This is a genomic window from Rhodococcus sp. 7Tela_A2, from assembly GCF_049311045.1.
Classification (GTDB): domain Bacteria; phylum Actinomycetota; class Actinomycetes; order Mycobacteriales; family Mycobacteriaceae; genus Rhodococcus.
The window spans coordinates 37,502-60,954 of sequence record NZ_JAXION010000007.1; the positions used below are offsets into that span (position 1 = coordinate 37,502).

Below are 23,453 nucleotides of genomic sequence, written 5' to 3' on the forward strand. Positions count from 1 at the left end.
CGCCGGGCGTTCACCACCAGCCGGTAGCGGGACCCAGTTGCGCCTCGAGATCGGGTGTCATCGTGCGCACGTACGTCGTCGTGAGGTGGTTCTCGTCACGGTAGATCAGCACATTGCCCTCGACGACGCGGCAGACCTCGGGCCGGCACAGCGAATCCGACAGGTCGATCAAGCTCACGTTGGGGGAGAAGGCCGAGGCCTCGATCGCCGGGTCGACCGGGTCGAGGGCGTCGGCGCGCGCCACCGCACACGAGTCGGAGTTACCGCCACCTGCAAGGCAATCGGCAGCCCGGTAGCTCATGTCGTCGTGGAACAGCCACGGGTTGTCGCGGATCGCGACGACGGGGATGCCGTACTCGTCGAGTGTGCGCCACAGGTCGACGTACCAGAACGGGGTGAAATCGCCGGGCCCCTCGCCTTCGTCCTTCGTCCGCGTCGAGGTGGTGAACAGGTAGTCGGGAGGATCGGCCTGGAGTTCTGCCAGCACCTTCACCGACCATGTGTCGCACTCCACCGTCGGAGATTCCTCCGTGAGCTCCGCGAGCGGGTCCGAGAGCGGGCACCCCACCTTGAGATAGGTGTCGAGCCGGAAGCCGTGTTTCTTGCCGAGGGTGTCGAGTGCCGCGAGCCAGTGCTCGGAGTGGGAGCCTCCGGCGAGCACCATTCTCCGGGTCGACAACGGGTCGCCGTAGGTGCACGTCAGCGGTTCGCGGTTGGTGTGCTGGGCGATGCAGTGGTCGAGCGTCGCCGGCGGCAGATCCCGGTGTGCGACGAGCAGCGGGGGCTGGACGGGCTGCGGCTCGACGTCGACGAAGCCCTTCAGCGCAGCAGCACCGGGATACAGGTCGGGTGACAGTGCCACCACGCGCTCGAGGACATCGTCCTGACGGGCAACGTGGGTTGTCCAGCTTGCGGTCGCGGCCACGAGTGCGACACCGGCCACTGTGACGGACGCCACGAGAACCTTGCGGGTGCGGCCGGACTCGGACCGGCGGATCGGGTTCTCCAGCCATCGCGTGGTGGCCTCCGCGAGCGCGAGAGACACGGCGATCACGCCGAGGCCGCCGAGCAACCCGACCGAGGGCCTGTCCCGGAGCACCAGGTAGCCGATGAGTACCGGCCAGTGCCATAGATAGAGGGCGTAGGCGACGGCTCCGAGCCGTACCAGCGGGACGCTCGACAGCACCCGCGCGGTCGGTGTGTCGGCAACGCTGTCCCCGGCCCGGGTGTTACCGGCCACGACCAGCGCCATGGCCGCGCCGACCGGCACGAGCGCCCACGGTCCCGGGAAGAGACTGTTGCCGTCGAGGACGACACCACAGGCACACAGCACCGCCAGACCCACGACGCCCAGAACGATCCGCGCCGGACGGGGGACCCGCAGCCACGGGGCCACACAGGCGAGCACTCCGCCGAGTGTGAGCTCCCACATCCGGGCGGCGCTGTCGTAGTAGAGCCACGACTGGGGCACGTCAGCCAGGACGGCGTATGTGAGGGAGGCGACGGTGAGAATCGTGAGCAGCGCCGCGAGGGGAGCGCGGGCGGGTATCGATCTGCGTCGCAGGAACCACGTCGCGCCGAACACCACGATCAGTGCGCCGATGTAGAACTGGCCCTGGACCGAGATCGACCACAGGTGCTGCAGCGGGCTGACCATCGGGTCGGCCGCCAGGTAATCACTCGCTGTGCGCGCGAGATGCCAGTTCTGCATGAACAGCAGCGACGCACCGGTCTGCTCGGCGACGCGGAACCACTGCGTATACGGCAGCAGCGCCACAGCCGCGACGGTCGTCCCCAGCAGCACGAGCACCAGCGGCGGGAGCAGTCGCCTGCCCACCCGCCGCAACACCGGTCGCGGGTCCAGCGGGGCGTGCGACTCGGCAACCCGGAGCAGGGTGCCGACGAAGAAGAAACCGGAGAGCGCGAGGAAGACGTCGACACCGCCCGACACGCGTCCGAACCAGACGTGGAAGACCACGACGAGGGCGATCGCAAGGCCCCGCACGCCGTCGAGATCGGCGCGATACCCGAGACGGGTGCCCGGTGCCGCAGTGGCCTCCGGGGCCCGGTCCGAGGTGCGGACTGGCATACGTGTACTCCTCAGCGTCGTGGACTCGGCGGTGCCTCGGGCGGGACGCCGTGGAACACGCGAGCAGTTTTCCTGTGACCTTGGTACCCAGGAACTTGGGCAGACTACGTCCAATGCACCCGCCGATTCCAACCGCCTACAGTCGTGCCGTGGTTTCTCCCCGCATGTCCGCCGACCGGATCCGCACGCTCGACGCCGATCATCTGTGGCACCCGTACGGCGCGTTTCCGGCCTCCACGGAACCCCTGGTGGTGGACCGTGCGGCCGGTACGAGGCTGGTGCTCGCGGACGGACGCGAGCTTGTCGACGGCATGAGTTCGTGGTGGGCGGCGGTGCACGGTTACCGGCATCCGGTGCTCGACGCCGCGGTCACCGATCAGCTCGCGAAGATGAGTCACGTGATGTTCGGCGGACTCACCCACGCTCCGGCGGCGAGGCTCGCGGAGTTGCTCGTCGACATCTCGCCGGAGGGCCTGGACAAGGTGTTTCTCGCCGACTCCGGATCGGTGTCGGTCGAGGTGGCCGTGAAGATCGCGTTGCAGTATCAACGGGCTGTCGGCCGTCCCGAGCGACGTCGCCTCCTCACGTGGCGGGGTGGGTACCACGGGGACACGCTCGCCCCCATGAGTGTGTGCGACCCGGAGGGCGGCATGCACGCGATGTGGACGGACGTGCTGGCCAGGCAGGTTTTCGCGCCGGCGCCTCCCCGCGGGTTCGATCCCGGTTACGTCGCTGCCTTCGAGTCGGTCCTGACCGAGCACGCGCACGAACTCGCCGGGGTGATCGTCGAGCCTGTCGTGCAGGGGGCGGGAGGTATGCGCTTCCACGACCCGGCGTACCTGCGCGAGTTGCGGCGCATGTGCGACGAACACGGATTGGTACTGATCTTCGACGAGATCGCGACCGGGTTCGGGCGGACCGGGGAGATGTTCGCCGCCGACCACGCCGGCGTCGCGCCCGACCTGATGTGTGTGGGGAAGGCGCTGACGGGCGGCTACCTGACCCTGGCGGCAGTGCTTTGCACGACGCACGTCGCAGAAACGATCAGTGCCGGGGAGGGCGGCGGTGTCATGCACGGGCCCACCTTCATGGCGAATCCACTCGCGTGCGCCGTCGCGGTCGCGTCGACCGAGCTTCTGTTGTCGCGGGACTGGCGGGCCGAGGTGGCCGATCTCACTGCCGGGCTCGTGTCCGGGCTGGCGACGGCGCGCGATCTTCCGGGAGTGACCGACGTGCGGGTGCTCGGCGGAATCGGGGTGGTCGAAACCCGGGAACCGGTCGACATGCGGGCGGCGACCGCGGCGGCGGTGGAGGCGGGCGTCTGGCTGCGGCCGTTCCGGAATCTCGTCTACACGATGCCGCCGTACGTGTGCACGCCGGAGGATGTCGCCGCGATCACCGCGGGTGTGGTCGCTGCGGCTGCCACGGTGCGGGGCTGAACACCCGGGGCTACCGTACTTGAACACTGTTCAAGTACGGTAGCGCCATGTCCACCTCCGCCGGTCTCGCCTGGCTCGACCACGCCGCGGAACGGCGACGGGTCGCCGGTCTGCACCGAGAACTCGTTCCCCGCACCGTCGCCGCACCGATCGTCGATCTCGCATCCAACGACTACCTCGGGCTCGTCCGCCATCCGGAGGTGCTGGCCGCGGCGACGGCCGCGCTACGCCGCTGGGGCGGCGGTGCCACCGGATCGCGACTGGTTACGGGCACCACCGCCGAACACGAGTTGCTCGAACGCGAACTCGCCGAGTTCACCGGCGCAGAAACCGGATTGGTGTTCTCGAGCGGATACGCCGCCAATCTCGGCGCTGTCACCGCGCTGGCGGGCAGGGACACCGTCGTCGTCTCCGACGCGGGATGCCACGCATCGCTCGTCGACGCGTGCAGGTTGTCCCGGTCGAGGATCGTCGTCACCCCGCACGGTGACGTCCGGGCGGTCGCCGGCGCCCTCGCCGCACGCACCGAACCGAGGGCGCTGGTCCTCACCGATTCGGTGTTCAGCACCGACGGCGACCTTGCCCCGCTGCGCGACCTGCACGAGGCGTGCCGCACCCACGGCGCACTCCTCCTCGTCGACGAAGCCCACGGGATCGGGGTCCGGGGAGCGGGCGGCCGCGGCCTCGTCCACGAGACTGGCCTGGCCGGGCAGCCGGACGTGATCGTCACCGCCACCCTGTCGAAATCGCTGGCCTCCCAAGGGGGTGTGGTTCTCGCGGACGCCCGGGTGCGTGAACACCTGATCGACACCGCCCGCACGTTCATCTTCGACACCGGACTCGCTCCCGCCGCGGTCGGTGCCGCGCGCGGAGCCCTGAAGGTGCTCCGCGCCGAGCCCGGACTCGCCGGCGCGGTCCTCGAGCAGGCGGCGCATCTCGCCAGGGTGACGGGTGTACTGCCGCCACCCTCCGCGGTGGTGTCGGTGATTATCGGCGGCCCGCACGTCGCGGCACGTGCGGCCCGGCGATGCCGCGAGCGCGGCGTGCATGTGGGCTGCTTCCGCCCGCCCTCGGTGCCCGAGGGAACCTCCCGCCTGCGCCTGACCGCACGGGCGAATCTCTCCCAGCACGAACGCGCCCTGGTGGACTCGGTACTCGCCGAGGTAGTGGCCGAGGCCCGCACGTGACCACGCTGTGTATCACCGGCACATCCACCGGAGTCGGAAAAACCGTCGTGACCGCCGCGCTCGCGTCACTCGCCACGAGCCGGGGACTGCGGGTCGCGGTGTGCAAGCCGGCGCAGACCGGGGTCGGCGACGGCGAACCCGGCGACCTCGCCGAGATCGTCCGGCTCACCGGAACCGATATCGAGACCGTCGAACTCGCCCGATACCCCGACCCACTCGCGCCCGACACCGCAGCCCGGCGCTCGGGACGGCCGTTGCTCGATCTCGACCGAACCGTCGACGCGGTGCGTGCGCTCGAGGACACCGCCGACCTCGTCCTCGTCGAAGGCGCCGGCGGCGTGCTGGTCCGTCTCGGTGCCGCCGGGTTCACACTCGTCGATCTCGCCGGGGCGCTCGGCGCACCGACGGTGGTGGTCGTGGCCGCGGGCCTCGGAACCCTCAATCACAGCGCGCTGACCGTCGGGGCGCTGCGCGCGGCCGCCGTGGAATGCCGCGGACTCGTCATCGGCAGCAGTCCTGCCACACCGGATCTGGCGGAGCGCTGCAACGTCGGTGACCTGCCCGCGGTCACGGGTGTTCCACTGCTCGGTTCCGTACCCGAAGGGGCGGCCGCCCTCACGTCCGCGGAGTTCGCGCGCGCTGCGCCCCGCTGGTTGCGTGACGTTCCGGTCTAGGACGGCGAGTGCGCCACCACCCGGATACCGACTCCCGCGAACCCGGTGCGTCGCACCTCGTCGATCACGAATCCGGCCCGTTGCAGGTAGACGACGGGGTCGCGGGTGAGGTGATCTGCTCCGAACCGAATCGACACAGGTTCGAGCACGCGCATCGCCGCTGTCACCGCTCTGCTGGTGGAAGGACCGTGCTCGGCGAGCACGACCTTGCCGCCGGGCACGAGTACACGCATCGCTTCACGCGCGGCCGACTCCGGATCGGGGATGGTGCAGAACGTGAGCGTCGACAGCACGGTGTCGACCGATGTGTCCGGGACGGAGAGCGACTGCACGTCGCCGCGGACCACGGCGCAGTGGTCGAGCCCGTATTCCTCGATGCGCCGCCGCGCCAGCCGCAACATGCCCTCGGAGAGGTCCACCCCGAGGACTTCGGTGACATCCGGCCCGTACAGGGGCAGATTGAGCCCCGTACCGACGGCGATGTCGAGCACTCGGCCACGGGCCTGCTCGACCGCCCATTGCCGGGGACGGCCGAGCAGGCGTCGCTCGACGACACCGATCTGCGAGTCGTATCGATCGGCCATGGCGTCGAAGACCTGCGCAATTCGTGCGTTGTCCGGCTGCGCCACGAGCCCTCCGTTCCGGGTGCCGGTGTGCGAGGGAAGGCAACCGCTCTTCGCAAACCGGAAACGGCTCGGGAGTACGCACACCTGTCGTAGTGTGAATGCAATCACATGGAGTCGGCGGGCGTCGGCGTGCCGACCGTTTTCCTCGGAGGTACGGATGTCCACCACCGATATGCACGAGCTGCAGAACGCGATCGGCCAGCTACGCCGATGCGTCGGGTCGCTACGGTCGCGCTACGGCGACGCCGCGCCGGTCCGCAGGCTCACCAACGACCTCGACCGGCTCGACATCGACGCGCGTGACTTCCAGGAGACACCGCCGCGTTCGCTGTGGGCGGCATCCGAGGACCGCATCCCGATTCCGGATTCGCCCTACGACGAGTCGTTGTTCCGCGGAGTCGACGCCGACGACGAAGGACTCGGCGGATTGCACGGGGAGCGGTGAGCGCCCCTGCCGGCGCCGGGGTCCGAAGTGCGGCCCGGGCGCGCATCGCCGCGCGCACATTACGGACCGATCGGTGGTGGCAGACACCTGCGCTGACCGTTCTCGGTCTGGCCGCGTTCATCGTCTACGCCACCGTGCGGTCGTTCACGCGCTCTGCCTACTGGGTCGACGAGTACCACTACCTCACGCCGTTCTATTCACCGTGTGTCAGCGCCTCGTGTTTGCCGGGTTCGTCGCACTTCGGCGTGTGGGTCGGCGAACTCCCGCGGTGGATTCCGCTGGCGTTCGTCTCGCTGCCGTTCCTGCTGCTGTTCCGGCTCACCTGCTACTACTACCGCAAGGCGTACTACCGGTCGTTCTGGTTGTCGCCACCGGCCTGCGGTGTTGCGGAACCGCACCGGACGTATACCGGCGAAACCCGATTCCCCCTCATCGTGCAGAACTCGCACCGCTACTTCTTCTACATCGGGTTCGTCATCTCGCTGGTCAACACGTACGACGCGATACTCGCGTTCCACAGTCCGAGCGGCTTCGGGTTCGGACTCGGGAACGTGATCCTGGTCGTGAACGTGATCTTGTTGTGGGGGTACACGCTCTCTTGTCACTCCTGCCGGCACGTCACCGGTGGCAGGCTCAAGCATTTTTCGAAACACCCTGTGCGCTACAAGATCTGGACGTTCGTCTCGAAGATCAATGCGCGGCACATGCAGTTCGCGTGGATCACTCTGGGCACGCTGGTCCTCACCGACTTCTACATCATGCTCGTCGCGAGCGGCACCATCTCCGACCTCCGATTCATCGGCTGACAGACCGGTACGACCGGCACCACACGAGGCACGACGCGATACGGAAAGGCACTACACATGGGGGAAGTCGAGCGGCACGACTACGACGTGGTCGTGATCGGAGCGGGGGGAGCCGGACTGCGGGCGGTCATCGAGGCTCGGCAACGCGGACTGAGGGTCGCGGTCGTCTGCAAGTCGCTCTTCGGCAAGGCCCACACCGTGATGGCGGAAGGCGGGTGCGCCGCCGCGATGGGCAACGCCAACTCGCGCGACTCCTGGCAGGTCCACTTCAAGGACACGATGCGCGGCGGAAAGTTCCTCAACAACTGGCGCATGGCAGAACTGCACGCCCGTGAGGCGCCGGACCGGGTCTGGGAACTCGAAACCTACGGGGCGCTGTTCGACCGCACCCCGGACGGGCGGATCAGCCAGCGCAACTTCGGCGGGCACACCTATCCGCGACTCGCCCACGTCGGCGACCGGACCGGCCTCGAACTGATCCGCACGATGCAGCAGAAGATCGTCTCGCTGCAACAGGAGGACTTCGCCGCGACCGGCGACTACGAGGCGAAGGTGAGGGTGTTCTCCGAATGCACCATCACCGAACTCCTTCTCGACGGGCAGGGCCGCGTCGCGGGCGCCTTCGGATACTGGCGGGAATCGGGCAGGTTCGTCCAGTTCACGGCGCCGGCCGTCGTCATCGCGACCGGGGGAATCGGCAAATCCTGGAAGGTGACCTCCAACTCGTGGGAGTACACCGGGGACGGGCACGCCCTCGCGCTGCGTGCCGGTGCCTCACTGATCAACATGGAATTCGTCCAGTTCCACCCCACGGGCATGATCTGGCCGCCGAGCGTGAAGGGCATCCTCGTCACCGAAGGGGTCCGCGGTGACGGCGGTGTCCTGAAGAACTCCGAAGGGGAGCGGTTCATGTTCTCCTACGTCCCGCCGGTGTTCAAAGGGCAGTACGCGGAGACGCCCGAGGAGGCGGACCGCTGGTACGAGGATCAGGAGAACAATCTCCGCACGCCCGACCTGTTGCCGCGCGACGAAGTGGCACGGGCCATCAACTCCGAGGTCAAAGCGGGTCGCGCCACCCCGCACGGAGGCGTATTCCTCGATATCGCGTCGCGGATGCCCAGCGCGGAGATCATCCGGCGATTGCCGTCCATGCATCACCAGTTCCTCGAACTCGCGGACGTCGACATCACCCGGGAGGCGATGGAGGTCGGCCCGACATGCCACTACGTGATGGGCGGCATCGAGGTCGATCCCGACACCGGCGCGGCGTCGGTACCGGGCCTGTTCGCGGCAGGGGAGTGCTCGGGAGGGATGCACGGATCCAATCGTCTCGGCGGTAACTCGCTGTCGGATCTGCTGGTGTTCGGCCGTCGTGCAGGGCTCGGTGCCGCCGACTACGTGCACGGTCTCACCACCCGGCCCGAAGTAGCCGACGAAGCGGTGGAAGAGGCGGCCCGCACAGTGCTTTCACCGTTCGATCCCGCCGACCACGACGAGGTGGAGAACCCGTACACGCTGCACCAGCGGCTACAGGGCGTGATGCACGACCTCGTGGGCATCATCCGCACAGCCGACGAGGTGGAACGCGCGCTCGCGGAACTCGACGACCTGCGCGCGCGGATCCCCAACATTGCGGTGGAGGGGAACCGGCAGTACAACCCGGGCTGGCACCTCGCGCTGGATCTGCGCAACATGCTGCTCGTGTGTGAGTGCGTGGCGCGGGCGGCGTTGCTGCGCACCGAGAGTCGCGGCGGTCACACGCGCGACGACCATCCCTCGATGGACGCGAACTGGCGGCGGACATTGCTGGTGTGCCGCAAGTCCGGTGAGGACCGCATCATCCCTGAGGTGTCCGTCGAACGGGAACAGCAGACCCCGATGGATCCGGAACTGCTCGAACTCTTCGATATCGAGGAACTCGCCAAGTACTACACCGACGAGGAACTCGCCGGTCACCCCGGACGGAGGCACTGAGATGGCCGACAGTGAGGGCTACACCGCCGAGTTCAGGATCTGGCGCGGGGACCGCGACGGCGGGGAACTGCAGGAGTATTCGGTGCGGGTCAACGAGGGTGAGGTGGTCCTCGACATCCTCCACCGACTCCAGGCCACCCAAGTGCCGGACCTCGCGGTGCGATGGAACTGCAAAGCCGGCAAATGCGGTTCGTGCTCGGCGGAGATCAACGGACGCCCGCGTCTGACGTGCATGACCCGTATGTCGCTCTTCGAGACGGACGATCCGATCGTCGTCACGCCCTTACGGGGTTTCCCGGTCATCCGTGACCTCGTCACCGACGTGTCGGGCAACTACGCCAAGGCCCGGGAGATTCCGGCGTTCGCGCCTCCCCCGGACCTCGCGCCGGGGGAGTACCGCATGCAGCAGATCGATGTGGAACGCTCGCAGGAATTCCGCAAATGCATCGAATGCTTCTTGTGTCAGAACGTATGTCACGTGACGCGCGACCACGAGGAGAACCGGCCCGCGTTCGCGGGACCCCGGTTCTTCATCCGCCTCGCCGAACTCGACATGCACCCGCTCGACGTCGCGGACCGGCGCGACCTCGCTCAGGACGAAGCCGGACTCGGCCTCTGCAACATCACCAAATGCTGCACCGAGGTCTGCCCCGAATACATCCACATCACCGACAACGCCATCATCCCGATGAAGGAACGGGTGGCCGGTCGCCGGTACGACCCGGTCGTGTGGCTGGGCAACAAGCTGTTCCGGCGCTGACCTACCCGCGCGGTCGTCAGCTGACGCGCTCGCTCAGAAGCGGCACCAACTGCTCGAGCGCGAACGGAATCGACAGGGCCGAGTTCAGCGAGATGGCGTTGGCGATGTCGCTGCCGCTGTCGAGGACGAGGAAACGGCCGTCCCGCACGGCAGGAAGCTGCTGGAACAAGGGGTTGTCGGTGACCTCGGAGGTCTCGACGAAGATCGGCAGCACGACGAGCAGGTCGGCGTCGAGCATGCCCAGGTTCTCCTCCGAGACCGGGATGAAGAAGCTGTCCGTCTCCACGGCCTCCACGGCCGGGTTGTTGACGAACCCGAGGTCCTGCAGGAACTGCACGCGCGCGTCGCCGGAGACGTACGCACCCCATCCGTCCGAGGTGTAGGCGGCGACGGTGACGGTCTTGCCGGCGAACTCCGGATGCTCCGCCGCCGCGGTGGCGAACTGTTCGTCGATGTCCGCGACCACTTCGGCACCCTTGTCGGGGACGCCGAGCGCGGAGGCCACCATCGAGATCTGCTCGTCGCGCGGCGTCAGATATGCCGTGGCGCCCTTCGGGGGACCGACCGTGGTGGCGATCGCCGAGAGCGTGTCGTACCGGCCCTGATCGCCCGAACTGGCGGTGTCGAGGATGAGATCGGGTGCCAATGCGGCGATCTGCTCGAAGGACGGGTCGACGGTACCGATGATCTCCGGAGACTCCGAGTAGCCGTTCTCGACCCACGGGCCGACTCCGTCGCCACCGAAGGCCAGCCAGTCGCTCACGCCGACGGGCTGGACGCCGAGCGCCAGTGCCGTCTCCGCGTCGCCCCATCCGAGGGCGGCGACGCGCTCGGGCTGTGATTCGACGGTCACATCACCGAACATGGTGGCGATGGTGGCGGGAAACGCTCCGGATCCGTTGTTGCTCGTCTCGTCGGCCGAATCGCTGTCGGTCGAGCCGCACGCTCCCACGGCGAGCGTGGTGGCCGCCATCAGCGCCACAAGTCGGAGTTTCACAGGTGTCCTCGTTTCACTTGCCGGTGCACGTCGTATGTGCGTTAGGTGATCCTAACCCCCGGTGGGGGCGGCACGGTATCTCGGCGGCCGAGTTACATCGACTGTGCCCATCGACCGATATCGCCACGTTCGAGCGCGAGTGCGAGCAGGTCCGGGAAACGGTCCGGGGTGCACGCGAACGCCGGCACGCCCAGAGCGCCGAGCGCCGCCGCATTGTCCCGGTCGAACGCCGGAGCGCCGTCGTCCGATAGCGCGAGCAACACCACCACCTGGACCCCGGCGGCGAGCATCTCGCGCACCCGGGAGAGCATTTCGGCCCGGATGCCGCCCTCGTACAAGTCGGAGATCAGCACGAACAGCGAGTCCGTGGGGCGCGTGATGAGGGTCCGGCTGTAGGCGATCGCCCGGTTGATGTCGGTGCCCCCGCCCAGTTGCGTGCCGAACAGCACGTCGACAGGGTCGGTGAGCTTGCCCGTGAGGTCCACCACGGCGGTGTCGAAGACGACGAGGGAGGTACGCAGCGCCTGCATCGAGGCGAGCACCGCAGCGAAGACCGCCGCGTACACCACGCTCGACGCCATCGATCCCGACTGGTCCACGGCGAGCACCACGTCCCGCTGCACCGCCTGGGAGCGTCGCCCCAAGCCGACGAGACGCTGCGGAACCACGGTGCGATAGTCGGGTTGGTAGTGCGCCAGATTGGCGCGGATCGTGCGGTGCCAGTCGATGTCGCGAGTTTTCGGATTCGAGGTCCGGGACGATCGGTCGAGGGCTCCCGACACCGAGGTCCGGGTGCGCTGGGCGATGCGTTCCTCGACCTCACGGACGACTTTTCCGACGACCGCTCGTGCTGTCGCCCTGGTGGTCTCGGGCATCACGCTGTTGAGGCTCAGCAGGGTGCCGACGAGATGCACGTCGGGTTCGACGGCGTCGAGCAGTTCCGGTTCGAGCAGCAGCCTGTCGAGTCCGAGGCGGTCGACCGCGTCGCGCTGCATCACCTGCACGACCGTCGTCGGAAAATACGTGCGGATGTCGCCGAGCCAGCGTGCGACCTTCGGGGCCGAGGCGCCCAGTCCGCCGCTGCGCGGTCCTCCGGTCCCGTCCGCGTCGGTGTCGTACAACGCGGCGAGGGCCGCGTCCATCGCCGAATCGGTTCCCGCGCCCAGCGCGGTGGTGGATTCTTCCGCGGCATCGCCGAGGAGAAGTCGCCAGCGCCGCATTCGCTCGTCGAAATCCGTTGTCATGCCGGGACCCCCAGAATCAAGGCGGTTGCCGCGACTGCGCGACGGCCGCGTTCGGCGTCGAGTGCCGCAGAGGTGCGGTGCTCGGGGCCCCCTCGCACAGCCCGGCCGAGCAGGCTGCGTTCCCCGTGTGCGAACGAACCGAACGTGCGTCGCAGCACGGGCAGGACGTCGACGAATTCCTCGGAGCGCAGATCCGACACCCACGTGTCGATCAGGGACAGCAGATCGCGGTCGTGCACGAGCAGCAGCCCTCCACCGCCGACGAATCCGTCGATCCAGCGTGCCTTCGCGGCCGCCGCGGACCCCACCGACAACGCGCGGGCGACCCGCACAGCGGTCGCGCGTTCGTCCAATCTCCCCACATCGCGAAGCATCCGGACCGTCCGGCCGGTGAGCACGCCGTCGACATCGTCGCGGTCGCACACCGAAGCGAGCGTGTCGAGCCAGCGTTCCGTCGCGCCGGGATCGTCGCGCAATGCCAGAGCCGTGTGCACCTCGTCGACGGCGTTTCGTACCGTGTCGGCGGCGTCGGTGTCGAGCCCGGTGACGGCGGACGGCAGGCCCGCGCAGACGCGAGCGAGGACCGCATCGGCGACATGCACCAGCGAGGACAGATCGGTCCCGCGCACATCGCCGTAGCGGACCGTACGGATCAGCGACGGGAGTGCCGACATCAGATGCAGCACATCGTGATCGAGCGCGGCGGCCGCGTCGATCGCAGTGACCAGTTGGGGCACCGCGTCGCGCAGATCCGCGAGCAATGCCTGTTCGAGCAGGTCGGTGACCTCGCCGAGCGTGGTGCCCGCGGTCCGGGCGCGGTCGAGCACCGTGGCTGATGCGGCGGCCTCGACGGTGGTGCCCCACCGGGACGCCTCCACGATGGCGACCGCCAGTTCCGGATCCCATTGCAGCGACCAGGTCTCGCGAAACGTTCCCGTCGAACGCACCGCGCTCTCGGCCGGTAGCGCCCACTCGATCCCGAGCAGCGACAACTTGTGCAACAGGCGGGATCGTTGCAGATCGAGATCTTTGCGGAGGTCGAGGTCCAGCTTCTTGGCGATCGGGGCGCGTTTGAGCCGAAGGCTTTTCGAGCGCGCCTGCAGGTCGGCGTCCAGCGGAACCGTCGGGGTGTCCTCGGGAACCGCGCCGAGTGCTTCTCCGATCACGAGTGTGCGCGCCACGAAGTCGAGCAGCACCTCGTCGCCGTCGCACAGGACCGCACGGGTGGCCTCGACGGCCTCCGCCAAACCGGGCACTGCACGGCCGCGCAGCGCCGCGAGCGTATCGGCGAGGCGGGTCGCTTCGATGACATGCGCGCTCGAGACCGGGAGGTCTTCCTCGCGCAACACCCGCGCGACGCGGGTGAACCAGCGTGCGGTCGTGTCGTCCGGGTAGCGGAAGAGGTGGTCGTACCAGCCGGGCGAGGTGATGCCGGCGCCGTAGCCGGACGCGGCAGAGAGCCGCGAATGGGTCCACGGCACCCACGTGAGCGCCGCTTTCACCTTCGGAAGACCTCTGAGCACGCGCGCGTCCGGCGCCGCCGGACCGAGCGGGCCGCTCAGGGCGGGCGCGTGCATCGCCCCGCACACGACGGCAATGTTGCGGGCACCGGCCTTGACGGCCGTGCGCAACACCTGCCGCATGTGGGCTTCGCGGCGCGCCGTGTGCTCGTCGAGTTCCACGTCGGCGCGCAAGGCCGCCATCGCCGCAGTGATCTCGTCGAACGCTCCGGCCCCCGACTCCTCCTCCGCCGAGGCATGCTCGATCACGGCATCCCACCACTGCTCGAAGTCGTCGTAACCCGCCGCGGACGCCAGCGCCGCGAGCGGGTCGGTGCGCTCCGCAGATTCCGGAGAACGGTCCGCGGCCAACGATACTGCCGCCGGAAGGTCGCAGAAGCGCACGTCGGCGTCGTGCAGGATCGCCCAGCGCAATGCCTGCCACTCCGGCGAGAACGCCGCGAACGGCCAGAACGCCGCGCGCGCGGGTTCGTCGCGCACGTAGGCGAGCAGCGCGACCGGCGGTTGCATCTCGTCGGATGCGGCAAGGGCGAGGAACGGATCGGCGTCGGTCGGTCCCTCGATCAGGACGGTGTCGGGCTCGAACTCCGCGAGGGCGCGCAGCACCGCCCGCGCCGACCCCGGCCCGTGGTGCCGGATGCCGAAGACCCGGATTTCGGCGCCGTCGCTCACCCGGTGATCTCCCGGCATGCGCGATAGAAGTCCGCCCACTCGGGACGCTCCCGCACGACCGCCTCGAGATATTCGTTCCACACCACGCGGTCGGCGACCGGGTCCTTCACCACCGACCCGAGGATGCCCGCGGCGATGTCGGTGGAGCGCAGGACTCCGTCACCGAAGTGCGCCGAGAGCGCCAGCCCACCGGTGACCACGGAGATCGCTTCGGCGGTCGACAAGGTGCCGGACGGCGACTTGAGTTTGGTGCGTCCGTCGGTGGTCACACCCTGGCGCAGTTCCCGGAACACAGTGACCACGCGCCGGATCTCCTCGGCGGCAGCAGGGATCTTCGGGAGTTCGAGCGAGGTTCCGAGTTGTTCGACGCGACGGGTCACGATCGCGACCTCGTCCTCTTCGCTGGCGGGCAGGGGGAGCACCACGGTGTTGAATCGTCGTCGCAGCGCCGAGGACAGTTCGTTGACGCCCCGATCGCGATCGTTGGCGGTGGCGATCACGTTGAAGCCCTTGCTCGCCTGCACTTCGATGCCGAGTTCGGCGACGGGCAGCGTCTTTTCCGACAGGATCGTGATGAGGGCGTCCTGCACGTCCGCGGGGATGCGGGTGAGTTCCTCGATGCGGGCGATGGCACCGTCGCGCATCGCCGTCATGATCGGCGACGGGACGAGCGCGTCCGCAGACGGTCCTTCGGCGAGCAGTCGCGCGTAGTTCCAGCCGTAGCGGACCGAGTCCTCGGACGTGCCGGCCGTGCCCTGGACCAGTCGGGTCGACGACCCGCTGATCGCAGCGGAAAGATGTTCGGACACCCACGTTTTGGCGGTACCCGGGACACCGAGCAGCAACAAGGCGCGGTCGGTGGCGAGGGTGGCCACCGCGACCTCCATCAGACGTCGCGGGCCCACGTACTTGGGGCTGACGACGGTGCCGTCGGACAGTTCGCCGCCCAGCAGGTACGTCACCACCGCCCACGGCGACAGGTGCCAGGACGGCGGGCGGGGCCGGTCGTCGAGCCGCGCCAGCGCCGCGAGTTCGTGCGCGTACTGCTGCTCCGCATGGGGGCGCAACAGCGTTGGTTCGGAAACGGCGTCGGTCAACTCAGCTCCTCGTGAAGGGTCTTGCGCAGGGTCAAGGTGTCGGCGGCCGTCGCGAACAGGTTCAGCCGGTCGAGGTGGTCGGTGCGGTTCGCGGCGTCGGCGAGCAGTTCGGTGAGCTCGAACGGTGCGCGATGCGCGATCAGCGCGAGGATCGTCCGGAACGAGCGGACGCCGGTTCCCTCATCGCCGTACAGCGCGATGAGTACCTTCTCCGCCAGATCCCGGGGCCACGGCGCGGGGAGAGCGCCGAGCAGGTCGGGGTCGAGCAGGGCGCGGCCGGCCGAGTCGTGCAGATGCGCCACCAGTACGGGGCGGGGCAGCGCCTGCGCGACGTCGGCACCGACCGTGCCGTCGCGGCGCAGCAGTGCGGCGGCCCATTCTCCGTTGCGATGCAGGGCAGTGGCCGCAGCCCAGCCCGCGTCGAGCGCCTCGCGTGCGGGTTCGCCGACGCGGTACCCGAGTACCTGCCGGGCGGTCGGAGCGATGTGCTGCCACGCGGACGGAGGAGCGGAGGACACGACCGTCGTCAGCCGGCGCATCGCGACACCACCCGGCCGGGAGGCGCCCTCGTCCACGCCGTCGCGCAGCGCTTCCGCGTCGAGTCGGTCCGGGACCTCGACCACGAGATCGCCGTCGTCGACGCGTGTCCACTCCCGCACCCGCCGGGACATCCGCTCGGCAAAATCGGAGTCGGGGAGGCGGCGCAGCAACCCGAGGGCGGTCGCGCGGACCTTGCGGCTGCGGTCGTCGAGCGCGTGCTCGAGCAAGGCTTCGTCGTGCTCGCCGAGGCCGTTCGTCAGCAGTTCGAGCAGCGCCGCTCGCTGCGCCGCCGTCTCCGACGACCACGACGCCGTCAGTCGCGCTGCGGCGGCATGGGGGTCGGCGGCCCGCGCCACCGCGAACCATCGGCGGCGCTGCGCAGGCGAGCCGTGCAGCCAGAGTCGTTCGTCGGCCGGGTCGGGTGTGACGAGGTGGGACCACTCCGGGTTGAGCGCCGCCACCCACTGGCCGCGGGCGCCGGCGAGGCGCAGCAGGTGCTCGCGGTGTGGGGTGTCGGGCGCGGCGAACCACAGCAGATCCACCACGATCTCGTGCGGTGCCCGGAACCGCTCGGCGAGCGCGAACCACTCCGGAAGAAGGGGCGAGCGGACGACGAGCAGTCCACGCAACCGCTCGGCTGCCGCCGGTGGGAGCGTGAGGCGGTCGTCGTCCGGGGCAGGGCTCGGCAGTGTGCGCACCGTGGGGAGGGTCGCGGCGGTGAGGAACGCGGACTCGAGGGCGGCGGCCGCGAGCAGACGCGAAGCCGGATCGCCGGTCAGCGCCGTCGCCGCGTCCGCGGTGTGCAGCGTCGACGTTGCCGGTGCCGAGCGGGCTGTGCCGAGCAGCGCCGCGGTCGACAGGGTTTCGAAGGTCTCCGTCACAGTGACAACTCCTGTCCTGCCGTGAACAACGACGCCGGTGCCAGGCGGGTACCGTCCCAGTCTCCGCATACCGTCAGCGGGTGGCCACCCGCGCCCGGGAGTAGTCGCCCCCCCGTGTCGGCGGCACCGCCGCGCGGCAGCGCGCGCCCGGGCCGGTCGGCGCGGTGCCCGGCCCCGGCCGCTCCGCCCGGACCGCCGCGGTCGAGCAGCATCGGCCACGAGCGGATCCACGGGTCGGCGCCCAGCACACGGGCGTACTCGTCGAGTGCCGCATCGAAATCCGGTGCGGTCCCGGGCAAGGAGGCAGGCAGCGTGGTGAACGGTTCGGGATCGGCGTACCGCTCGCCGACGAGCGCGCGGAGCGGTGCGGCACCGGGATAGAAATGCAGGTCGGCGTCGACGAGCATGCCCGGCGGGGGAGTCGCGTCGGGGAACCGGGCGGTGCCGTGGGAGAAATCCAGAAGGATCGCCCAGCGTCCGGTGTCGCGGCCACGTAACCACACCTTGCGGGTGAACAGTCGGCTGTCCTCGGAGATGCGGGTCGCGAGTACCTGCCATCGGTCGCGGACGGGCGGCTCGGAACGCACGTCGTCGGCGCGGGTGGGGAATCCGAGGTGGGTGCGCACCGACCGCGCGAGAGGGTCGGGCAGGTCGTCGATCTGCCGGTACGCGACCACCAGCAGATGCAGACGCGCGTACTCGGTGAGCACCCGGGCGGGCCAGTCCACCTCGGTCGCGACGACCCCGGCGAGAGCGCGCAGTGTCGAGGCGACGCCGGGGACCTGCGCATCGACCATGCGAGCCGCGATGTCGTCGTAGGTGGAGTACCCGTGGTCGACGGCACCGAGACCGCTGCGGATCCGGTCGGTCAGCCAGCGGTCGAGTTCGTCGAGCCCGGCGGCCGCGCGCTCGGCGCGGCGCTGGACGGTCGCCGGATCGGGAGCCTTTGCGGGTTCGTCGCCCGGCTCATCCGGGGGAGTGGTCTGCGCGGCGCGTGACGCGAGCCATTCGGTGACCGAGCCGGGTGGGTCAGCCTTCGGCACCATGCCGTCGGACCAGCGCATGAGCAGGGCGAGTGCGTGCTTGCACGGGAGTTTCCGGCTCGGGCACGTGCATGTGTAGGCGGGGCCGTCGAGGTCGATCGCGGTGCGGTAGACAGCGGTGCCCCGGCCGCGGCATTCGCCCCAGAGCGCGCCGTCCTGCCGCCCCGTATCGATCCACCCCGACACCAGTCCGCGCGCAGCGGTCAGCGAGGACGGATCAGGTGCGGCGGCAGCGATCCGATCGGGGGGCCAGGGGCTTGTCACGTCCTGAGAACGTACGGCAGGGTTCCGACAGCGACCGAATCGTCAGGATGTGGCACGGGTGTTCAAACGCCTCCGGATGCCGTCGACGAAGAGTGTCAGGCCGAAGTCGAAACGGATGGCGGGATCACCGTCGAGGAGATCGTCGTCCGAGGTCGGCGCCGTCTCCGTCGCGACATCGGGCGATACCGGCCCCCGCGTCAGCGCGCCGAGTTCGGCGAGTTGCGCGCGGGACTGCTCGTCGACGGTGTGGCCGAGTACATAGTGCAGCAGCGCGTAACCGGCGAGTTCGGCGTGCGCGCGGGAAAGCCCTCCGCGCTGCGCCGCGGCGACGAACGCATCGCGGGCGCGGGAAGTGGTCAGCCGCGACGCGTAGGTGGATGCGACGAGTTCGGCGCCGTCGCGATGGGCGAGCAGAGCGGAGCGCAACCGGTGGGCGAGTTCGGTGAGCGCATCGTCCCAGTCGGGGGAGTCCGGTTCCGCGTCGACGCCGTCGAGGATGCGGTCGGCCATCGCGCCGAGAAGAGTCTGTTTGTTGGGGAAATGCCAGTACAGCGCGCCGGGCTGAACGCCGAGCGAGGTGGCGAGCTTGCGCATTGTGAGGTCGCCGAGCCCGTATTCGTCGAGGATCGCCATGGCGCCGTCGAGAACGTCGCCGCGTCGCAACTGCACCGTGTCCGCTCCTGTCCGTCCCGCTGTGTCTGGGCCTCCCGTTGACAGTATCGGACCCCCCACCTAACCTGAACGCCGTTCAATTGAACACCGTTCAAGTTTTCTCATGTCAGGAGACGCAGTGACCCAGGCGCCCGCTCGCACCGACATCCTCGACCTCGCTCGCGACCAGGTACTCCGGGGCGGGGTCGGGTTCGACCGCGACCGGATGCTCGACGTGCTCCGCCTGCCCGACTCCCGGCTCGAGGAACTACTCGACGTCGCGCACGACGTCCGCATGGCGTGGTGCGGACCGGAGGTGGAGGTCGAAGGCATCGTCAGCCTCAAGACCGGCGGCTGCCCCGAGGACTGCCACTTCTGCTCCCAGTCCGGCCTGTTCGCCTCACCGGTGCGCGCCGCGCGCCTCGACATCCCGTCGCTCGTGGAAGCCGCCAAGCAGACTGCCAAGACCGGCGCCACCGAGTTCTGCATCGTCGCCGCCGTGCGCGGCCCCGACGAGCGGTTGATGGCCCAGGTCGCCGCCGGCGTCGAGGCGATTCGCAACGAGGTCGACATCCAGGTCGCGTGTTCCCTCGGCATGCTCACCCAGGACCAGGTCGACCAACTCGCGGCCATGGGCGTCCACCGCTACAACCACAACCTCGAAACCGCGCGCTCGTACTTCAACCACGTCGTCACCACCCACACCTGGGAGGAACGATTCGAGACACTCCGCATGGTGAAAGAGGCCGGCATGGAGGTGTGCTGCGGCGGCATTCTCGGGATGGGCGAAACCTTGGAGCAGCGAGCAGAATTCGCGGCTGACCTCGCGTCGGTCGAACCCGACGAGGTGCCGCTGAACTTCCTCGATCCGCGGCCCGGCACGCCGTTCGCAGATCGGGAGGTGCTCCCGGCCACCGAGGCACTCAAGGCGATTGCGGCATTCCGGCTCGCCCTGCCGCGCACCATCCTCCGGTTCGCCGGCGGCCGCGAAATCACCCTCGGTGATCTCGGTGCGAAGCAGGGCATGCTCGGCGGCGTCAACGCCGTCATCGTCGGCAACTACCTCACCACCCTCGGGCGTCGTGCCGAAACCGACCTCGACCTGCTCGTCGATCTGCGGATGCCGATCAAGGCACTCGGCGAAAGTATCTGACGTGTTCGACGCGTACACCGGTGCCGAACTCGTCGACGGTCTCGAGGTCGAGAGCCGCCGGGGAGTTCGGCTGGGTCTCGAACCACCCCGGTACTGCACGCTGTGTGGTCGGCGGATGGTCGTGCAGGTCATCCCCGACGGATGGTGGGCGCGGTGTTCACGCCACGGCATCATCGATTCGTCCCGCAACGAGCAACGCTGACCGGAAGGCGATCAGAGGTCCGAATCCGGCGAGGAAGGTGGTACCTGCCGGACGACGCGGGCGGGCACGCCCGCAGCCACCACGTTCGGCGGCAGATCGCGCGTCACCACCGCTCCGGCCCCGACAACAGTGTTCTCGCCGATCGTCACTCCGGGACAGACGATCACGCCGCCCCCCAGCCACACGTTGTCGCCGATGGTGATCGGTTCGGCAGCTTCCCATTTCGCGCGCCGCAGTTCGGCATCGAGAGGGTGGGTGGGTGTGAGCAACTGGACGTTGGGTCCGATCTGCACATCGGCGCCGATCGAGATCCGCGCGACGTCCAGCATGACCGCTCCGAAGTTGACGAAGGTTCGCGGCCCGATCGTGATGTTGTATCCGTAGTCCACATACAGCGGGGCGCGCACTTCGGCACCCTCGCCCAATGATCCGACCAGGGCCGCCAAGATCGCTCGCCGGGCTGCGGGATCCGTGACGCTCGACGAATTGAACTTCTCGCTCAGTTCCGCTGCGCGCGACGCGTCGGCAACGAGTTCGGGGTCGTCCGCGATATACAGTTCGCCCGCCAGCATGCGTTGCTTCTGACCTGTCACATCGCTCCTTCCTCGACCGTGAGATTCACACGGACATCGGTAGGTCCACACGTGAAAGCTACGCTGCCGACCGCGCCGAGCGTGCTCTACGGGAATATCGCGCCCGCCATCCCGTCCGTCCGGTGGGCATTCTGCTTTTGGCCCGGCCGGATCCAATAGTGCTGGGGTGATATTTCTGAATACCTCGACGATCATCAATTCCCCGAACCTGAGGGCAGAATCGAAGATCTACTCATCATTCGGCCAGACCGTCCCCAGTGGCGAGATCGGTGTACGGGCGCGGTTGTTCAGTAGCGGAGCGTTGTGTGAAGCGACCACCTACAGGTACAACACCGGGCCGGTCGCTCAGTTCACATACGGCACGACGAACACCTGTGGAGCTGGTTGGTACAACAGCCATGGATTCACCGCAGTGTGGGACGGCACCAGCACCTACAAGGAAGCACTGACGTTCCCGACCGATCCGCTGTGGTGGGAACCCGCGGCAGCCCGCAGCTCGACCACTGAACCCGAAGTCACCCCGGCGTCGATCCCCAGCGGCACGAACGCGGATGGCCTCACCTATGGATCTGGTGCGTCAGCCACGACGGAGGCGGACCTTCCGGACCTGGTAGCGGCGATCGGAGATGACGGGACGACACTGGGTTTCGTTCGCAAGTCCGATTTGGTCGAGGCTCCTGCTGCGAATCCAGAGGAAGCCAGCGCCGGTGCGAACGCTGGACGAACTGTTCCGCTTTTCGACGAGGACGGGCAAACGCAGGTGGGATCGTTCACACTGAGCTGATATTCACTGCGGCTTGATGCAGATGCCGTTCGTGGTGACCGAGGATTAATAATTGTCGCCACGAACGGCATCGTGTTTTGTGGTCCGTGTGATGCCCTTGCAGAATGGAGAGTGCTGTGTCCTTCCCCGACGTTGAGTTTCCCTTGTTCCGGCTCGAGTACAGCAACGACGAAGTGTGGACCGAGATCGTGCAGGGGGCACTGGGTGTCGGGTCTGAGCGCACCGATCCGCTGACTGTCGTCGAAGGCCCGGAGTTCGATGGTGTGGATGTGGACGAGCTGTTGGCCCGCCTCAACGAGGACGATCCGGGCTATCTGTTCGTTGCCGTGGCGGACGAGCGGACCATCGAGGACCTGGAGCATCCGTTTCTGATCATCGCCGCCGCTAAACCATCGAGCAGACTGCGGGTCTCCGCGGACGCGGTGGCCTCTGTCGCCTCCAACCTGTTGCTAGGCAATCTGAGTCTCAAGGACTTCACGGCGGCCTCGGACTCGACCGGGACCTATCGGGCACCGGAGCGCGCCGAGGAGCCCCAGGAGCGGACCGTTCAGGTGGACGAGATCGTCGAGGTGATGGGACAGGGGCCGTGGCCGGGCCCGCTCGAAGCGTTTCGCATAGATCTGCTCGACTACCGTGCGCGGGCCGGATTCCGGGTGTTCACAACGCTCATCGACGCACAGAGCGCGCGGGAACGAAAGTCCAAACGCCCGGTGTCGTACTACGCGAAGTACTGGGATGTGTACGGACATAACGAATATCTCGACGCGTTGCGTGAGTCCGGTCGGGTGCTGGCCTTCTCGATCCACCTTCCGACCGGATTCAGCGGGAGCCGGTGGGACGCGATACTCGACCCGTCCACCCTTCGGGTGCTTGGTGCCGAGCGGTGGTTGAAGCACAGCATGTAAAGCTGTTCGATGAGAGAACCAGCTGGCGAACCGACTGCGGCGACACGCAGGGACGTGTCATCAATGCAGTTCAACGCCCTGTTCTCTTCCCAGCTCTCGGGAGCCGTCGGTGGTCACGACTAGCGTTTGTGGTGTACCTGCGAGGGCGGAGGTCTGATCGTGTGTGGACGATATGCAAGTCCCACCCCGATATCTGCCTTCCCCCAGCACTGGAGGTGATCTGCTCGCGGTGTATGACGCGGCCGCGGCGGTGGGGGAGGAGCTGCCGCCGTCGTACAACGTCGCCCCGACACAGCAGGTGAACGTGGTGCTCGAACGCGCGCCCCGCGACGAACCCGGTGCCTAACCTGTCCGAATGGTCAACTCCCAGGTCACATGGGGTTTGCCGTCGTGGGCGAAGGATCCGAAGATCGGGTCGCGGATGATCAACGCCCGGTCGGAGACGATCACGAGCATTATCTGCCCGTGACTCGTCGATTGGCGATGTGGGTAGGCTTCTGAGCTGCCAAGCGTGCCCACAAGCGGTTCGGAGCCGATTCGAGGTACCTTCGGCACGAGTTTGCAGGTGCATCCACTGCCGGCCGGATGCTTGAAGTGCTCGAGCATCATGTCGGCGTCGTCGCTGATCTTCCGACCGCCTTCGGATACTTGGCCGCCAACCTGGCTGCAGCGCAACCGCTCGACCGGGTGTGAGGTGACGGCGAAAGTCGCGTCGGCCGGCGTTCAGTCCCGAGTCGCTGACCGGCGATTCGACGTATCGGACGTTGCGGCGGATTCGTCATCACGACGGGTCAGCATTGTGCGCATCCGGGTCGGTTCGTCGACGTACACGCTGATGCGACTGATCTTTTCGGTTTTTCGCCGGGAGGGTAGGAGAGCGGGGAGTCGAGCGGGGACCGGGCGGGCA

The 23,453-nt window shown here is 68.2% G+C and carries 21 protein-coding genes and 1 pseudogene; 12 read left to right on the top strand and 10 right to left on the bottom strand.

Features of this window, described 5'->3' with window-relative positions; all coding sequences use genetic code 11:
• Positions 1-10: 10 nt before the first annotated feature.
• Positions 11-2,089 (bottom strand): SGNH hydrolase domain-containing protein, encoded by a 2,079-nt coding sequence (locus TVH25_RS02670; protein ID WP_296550270.1) that lies wholly within the window; start codon positions 2,087-2,089, stop codon positions 11-13.
• Positions 2,090-2,238: 149 nt separating this feature from the next.
• On the opposite strand from TVH25_RS02670, the gene TVH25_RS02675 reads away from it, so the two are divergent.
• From TVH25_RS02675 to bioD, 3 genes are read left to right on the top strand one after another with little or no spacing between them, the layout of a single operon-like run.
• The gene (locus TVH25_RS02675; protein WP_422423294.1) at positions 2,239-3,528 is read left to right on the top strand and encodes an adenosylmethionine--8-amino-7-oxononanoate transaminase; all 1,290 of its coding nucleotides are present in this window, start codon (positions 2,239-2,241) and stop codon (positions 3,526-3,528) included.
• Between the two features lie 47 nt (positions 3,529-3,575).
• Entirely contained in the window at positions 3,576-4,715 is a 1,140-nt protein-coding gene (locus TVH25_RS02680) for an 8-amino-7-oxononanoate synthase (protein ID WP_422423296.1), read from the top strand.
• Positions 4,712-5,389, top strand: a complete 678-nt coding sequence (gene bioD, locus TVH25_RS02685) for a dethiobiotin synthase (RefSeq protein WP_169620120.1) — start codon at positions 4,712-4,714, stop codon at positions 5,387-5,389. The genes TVH25_RS02680 and bioD overlap by 4 nt, the downstream gene beginning before the upstream one ends.
• Here bioD and TVH25_RS02690 read toward each other — a convergent pair.
• Positions 5,386-6,018, bottom strand: a complete 633-nt coding sequence (locus TVH25_RS02690) for a class I SAM-dependent methyltransferase (RefSeq protein ID WP_169620119.1) — start codon at positions 6,016-6,018, stop codon at positions 5,386-5,388. The genes bioD and TVH25_RS02690 overlap by 4 nt on opposite strands.
• A gap of 154 nt (positions 6,019-6,172) precedes the next feature.
• On the opposite strand from TVH25_RS02690, the gene TVH25_RS02695 reads away from it, so the two are divergent.
• From TVH25_RS02695 to TVH25_RS02710, 4 genes are read left to right on the top strand one after another with little or no spacing between them, the layout of a single operon-like run.
• Positions 6,173-6,460 carry a hypothetical protein gene (locus TVH25_RS02695; protein ID WP_169620118.1) on the top strand — a complete coding sequence of 96 codons (288 nt, stop codon included), beginning with the start codon at positions 6,173-6,175 and terminating at the stop codon, positions 6,458-6,460.
• Entirely contained in the window at positions 6,457-7,266 is an 810-nt protein-coding gene (locus TVH25_RS02700) for a hypothetical protein (protein WP_169620117.1), read from the top strand. The genes TVH25_RS02695 and TVH25_RS02700 overlap by 4 nt, the downstream gene beginning before the upstream one ends.
• Positions 7,267-7,323: 57 nt before the next feature.
• Positions 7,324-9,240 (top strand): fumarate reductase/succinate dehydrogenase flavoprotein subunit, encoded by a 1,917-nt coding sequence (locus TVH25_RS02705; RefSeq protein ID WP_169653091.1) that lies wholly within the window; start codon positions 7,324-7,326, stop codon positions 9,238-9,240.
• Between the two features lies 1 nt (position 9,241).
• Positions 9,242-10,000 carry a succinate dehydrogenase/fumarate reductase iron-sulfur subunit gene (locus TVH25_RS02710; protein ID WP_169620115.1) on the top strand — a complete coding sequence of 253 codons (759 nt, stop codon included), beginning with the start codon at positions 9,242-9,244 and terminating at the stop codon, positions 9,998-10,000.
• 16 nt (positions 10,001-10,016) lie between these two features.
• Here TVH25_RS02710 and TVH25_RS02715 read toward each other — a convergent pair whose 3' ends face one another.
• The 7 genes from TVH25_RS02715 to TVH25_RS02745 all read right to left on the bottom strand — a co-directional run bounded on the left by TVH25_RS02715 (position 10,017) and on the right by TVH25_RS02745 (position 18,927).
• Positions 10,017-10,973 carry an iron-siderophore ABC transporter substrate-binding protein gene (locus TVH25_RS02715; protein WP_169620376.1) on the bottom strand — a complete coding sequence of 319 codons (957 nt, stop codon included), beginning with the start codon at positions 10,971-10,973 and terminating at the stop codon, positions 10,017-10,019.
• 116 nt (positions 10,974-11,089) lie between these two features.
• Positions 11,090-12,241: a VWA domain-containing protein gene (locus TVH25_RS02720; protein ID WP_422423299.1), complete on the bottom strand. Its 1,152-nt coding sequence runs from the start codon at positions 12,239-12,241 to the stop codon at positions 11,090-11,092.
• On the bottom strand, positions 12,238-14,451 hold the full coding sequence (locus tag TVH25_RS02725; RefSeq protein ID WP_422423307.1) for a DUF5682 family protein: 2,214 nt from the start codon (positions 14,449-14,451) through the stop codon (positions 12,238-12,240). The genes TVH25_RS02720 and TVH25_RS02725 overlap by 4 nt, the downstream gene beginning before the upstream one ends.
• Positions 14,430-15,530 carry an ATP-binding protein gene (locus TVH25_RS02730; protein ID WP_169620112.1) on the bottom strand — a complete coding sequence of 367 codons (1,101 nt, stop codon included), beginning with the start codon at positions 15,528-15,530 and terminating at the stop codon, positions 14,430-14,432. Before TVH25_RS02730 ends, TVH25_RS02725 begins: the two co-directional genes overlap by 22 nt.
• Positions 15,527-16,951, bottom strand: a complete 1,425-nt coding sequence (locus TVH25_RS02735) for a DUF5691 domain-containing protein (protein ID WP_169620111.1) — start codon at positions 16,949-16,951, stop codon at positions 15,527-15,529. Before TVH25_RS02735 ends, TVH25_RS02730 begins: the two co-directional genes overlap by 4 nt.
• On the bottom strand, positions 16,948-18,258 hold the full coding sequence (locus tag TVH25_RS02740; RefSeq protein WP_422423302.1) for an SWIM zinc finger family protein: 1,311 nt from the start codon (positions 18,256-18,258) through the stop codon (positions 16,948-16,950). Before TVH25_RS02740 ends, TVH25_RS02735 begins: the two co-directional genes overlap by 4 nt.
• Positions 18,259-18,300: 42 nt before the next feature.
• Complete coding sequence (locus TVH25_RS02745) at positions 18,301-18,927, bottom strand: TetR/AcrR family transcriptional regulator C-terminal domain-containing protein (RefSeq protein WP_169620109.1); 627 nt, start codon at positions 18,925-18,927, stop codon at positions 18,301-18,303.
• A gap of 121 nt (positions 18,928-19,048) precedes the next feature.
• Between TVH25_RS02745 and bioB the strand changes: the two genes are divergently transcribed.
• Both bioB and TVH25_RS02755 read left to right on the top strand, forming a co-directional pair.
• Positions 19,049-20,062, top strand: a complete 1,014-nt coding sequence (gene bioB, locus TVH25_RS02750) for a biotin synthase BioB (protein ID WP_169653095.1) — start codon at positions 19,049-19,051, stop codon at positions 20,060-20,062.
• Position 20,063: 1 nt separating this feature from the next.
• Positions 20,064-20,264 carry a hypothetical protein gene (locus TVH25_RS02755; protein WP_206036753.1) on the top strand — a complete coding sequence of 67 codons (201 nt, stop codon included), beginning with the start codon at positions 20,064-20,066 and terminating at the stop codon, positions 20,262-20,264.
• Positions 20,265-20,275: 11 nt separating this feature from the next.
• On the opposite strand, the gene TVH25_RS02760 is transcribed toward TVH25_RS02755, so the two are convergent.
• Complete coding sequence (locus TVH25_RS02760; protein WP_296550256.1) at positions 20,276-20,857, bottom strand: sugar O-acetyltransferase; 582 nt, start codon at positions 20,855-20,857, stop codon at positions 20,276-20,278.
• A 166-nt stretch (positions 20,858-21,023) separates the two neighbouring features.
• Between TVH25_RS02760 and TVH25_RS02765 the strand changes: the two genes are divergently transcribed.
• The 3 genes and pseudogenes from TVH25_RS02765 to TVH25_RS02775 all read left to right on the top strand — a co-directional run.
• A complete protein-coding gene (locus tag TVH25_RS02765) occupies positions 21,024-21,641 on the top strand; it encodes a hypothetical protein (RefSeq protein ID WP_169620106.1) in 618 nt (205 codons plus the stop codon).
• A 116-nt stretch (positions 21,642-21,757) separates the two neighbouring features.
• Complete coding sequence (locus TVH25_RS02770) at positions 21,758-22,546, top strand: DUF6924 domain-containing protein (RefSeq protein ID WP_169653096.1); 789 nt, start codon at positions 21,758-21,760, stop codon at positions 22,544-22,546.
• A gap of 172 nt (positions 22,547-22,718) precedes the next feature.
• Positions 22,719-22,997 (top strand): annotated as a pseudogene (locus TVH25_RS02775) (SOS response-associated peptidase family protein); the annotation flags it as partial.
• Between the last annotated feature and the right edge of the window lie 456 nt (positions 22,998-23,453).

What these genes read in the sequence shown, in the direction of transcription:
- TVH25_RS02670 (WP_296550270.1), bottom strand. Translation starts at nt 2,089, where the DNA reads ATGCCAGTCCGCACCTCGGACCGGGCCCCGGAGGCCACTGCGGCACCG.
- TVH25_RS02680 (WP_422423296.1), top strand. Translation starts at nt 3,576, where the DNA reads ATGTCCACCTCCGCCGGTCTCGCCTGGCTCGACCACGCCGCGGAACGG.
- TVH25_RS02695 (WP_169620118.1), top strand. Translation starts at nt 6,173, where the DNA reads ATGTCCACCACCGATATGCACGAGCTGCAGAACGCGATCGGCCAGCTA.
- TVH25_RS02705 (WP_169653091.1), top strand. Translation starts at nt 7,324, where the DNA reads ATGGGGGAAGTCGAGCGGCACGACTACGACGTGGTCGTGATCGGAGCG.
- TVH25_RS02710 (WP_169620115.1), top strand. Translation starts at nt 9,242, where the DNA reads ATGGCCGACAGTGAGGGCTACACCGCCGAGTTCAGGATCTGGCGCGGG.
- TVH25_RS02715 (WP_169620376.1), bottom strand. Translation starts at nt 10,973, where the DNA reads ATGGCGGCCACCACGCTCGCCGTGGGAGCGTGCGGCTCGACCGACAGC.
- TVH25_RS02720 (WP_422423299.1), bottom strand. Translation starts at nt 12,241, where the DNA reads ATGACAACGGATTTCGACGAGCGAATGCGGCGCTGGCGACTTCTCCTC.
- TVH25_RS02725 (WP_422423307.1), bottom strand. Translation starts at nt 14,451, where the DNA reads ATGCCGGGAGATCACCGGGTGAGCGACGGCGCCGAAATCCGGGTCTTC.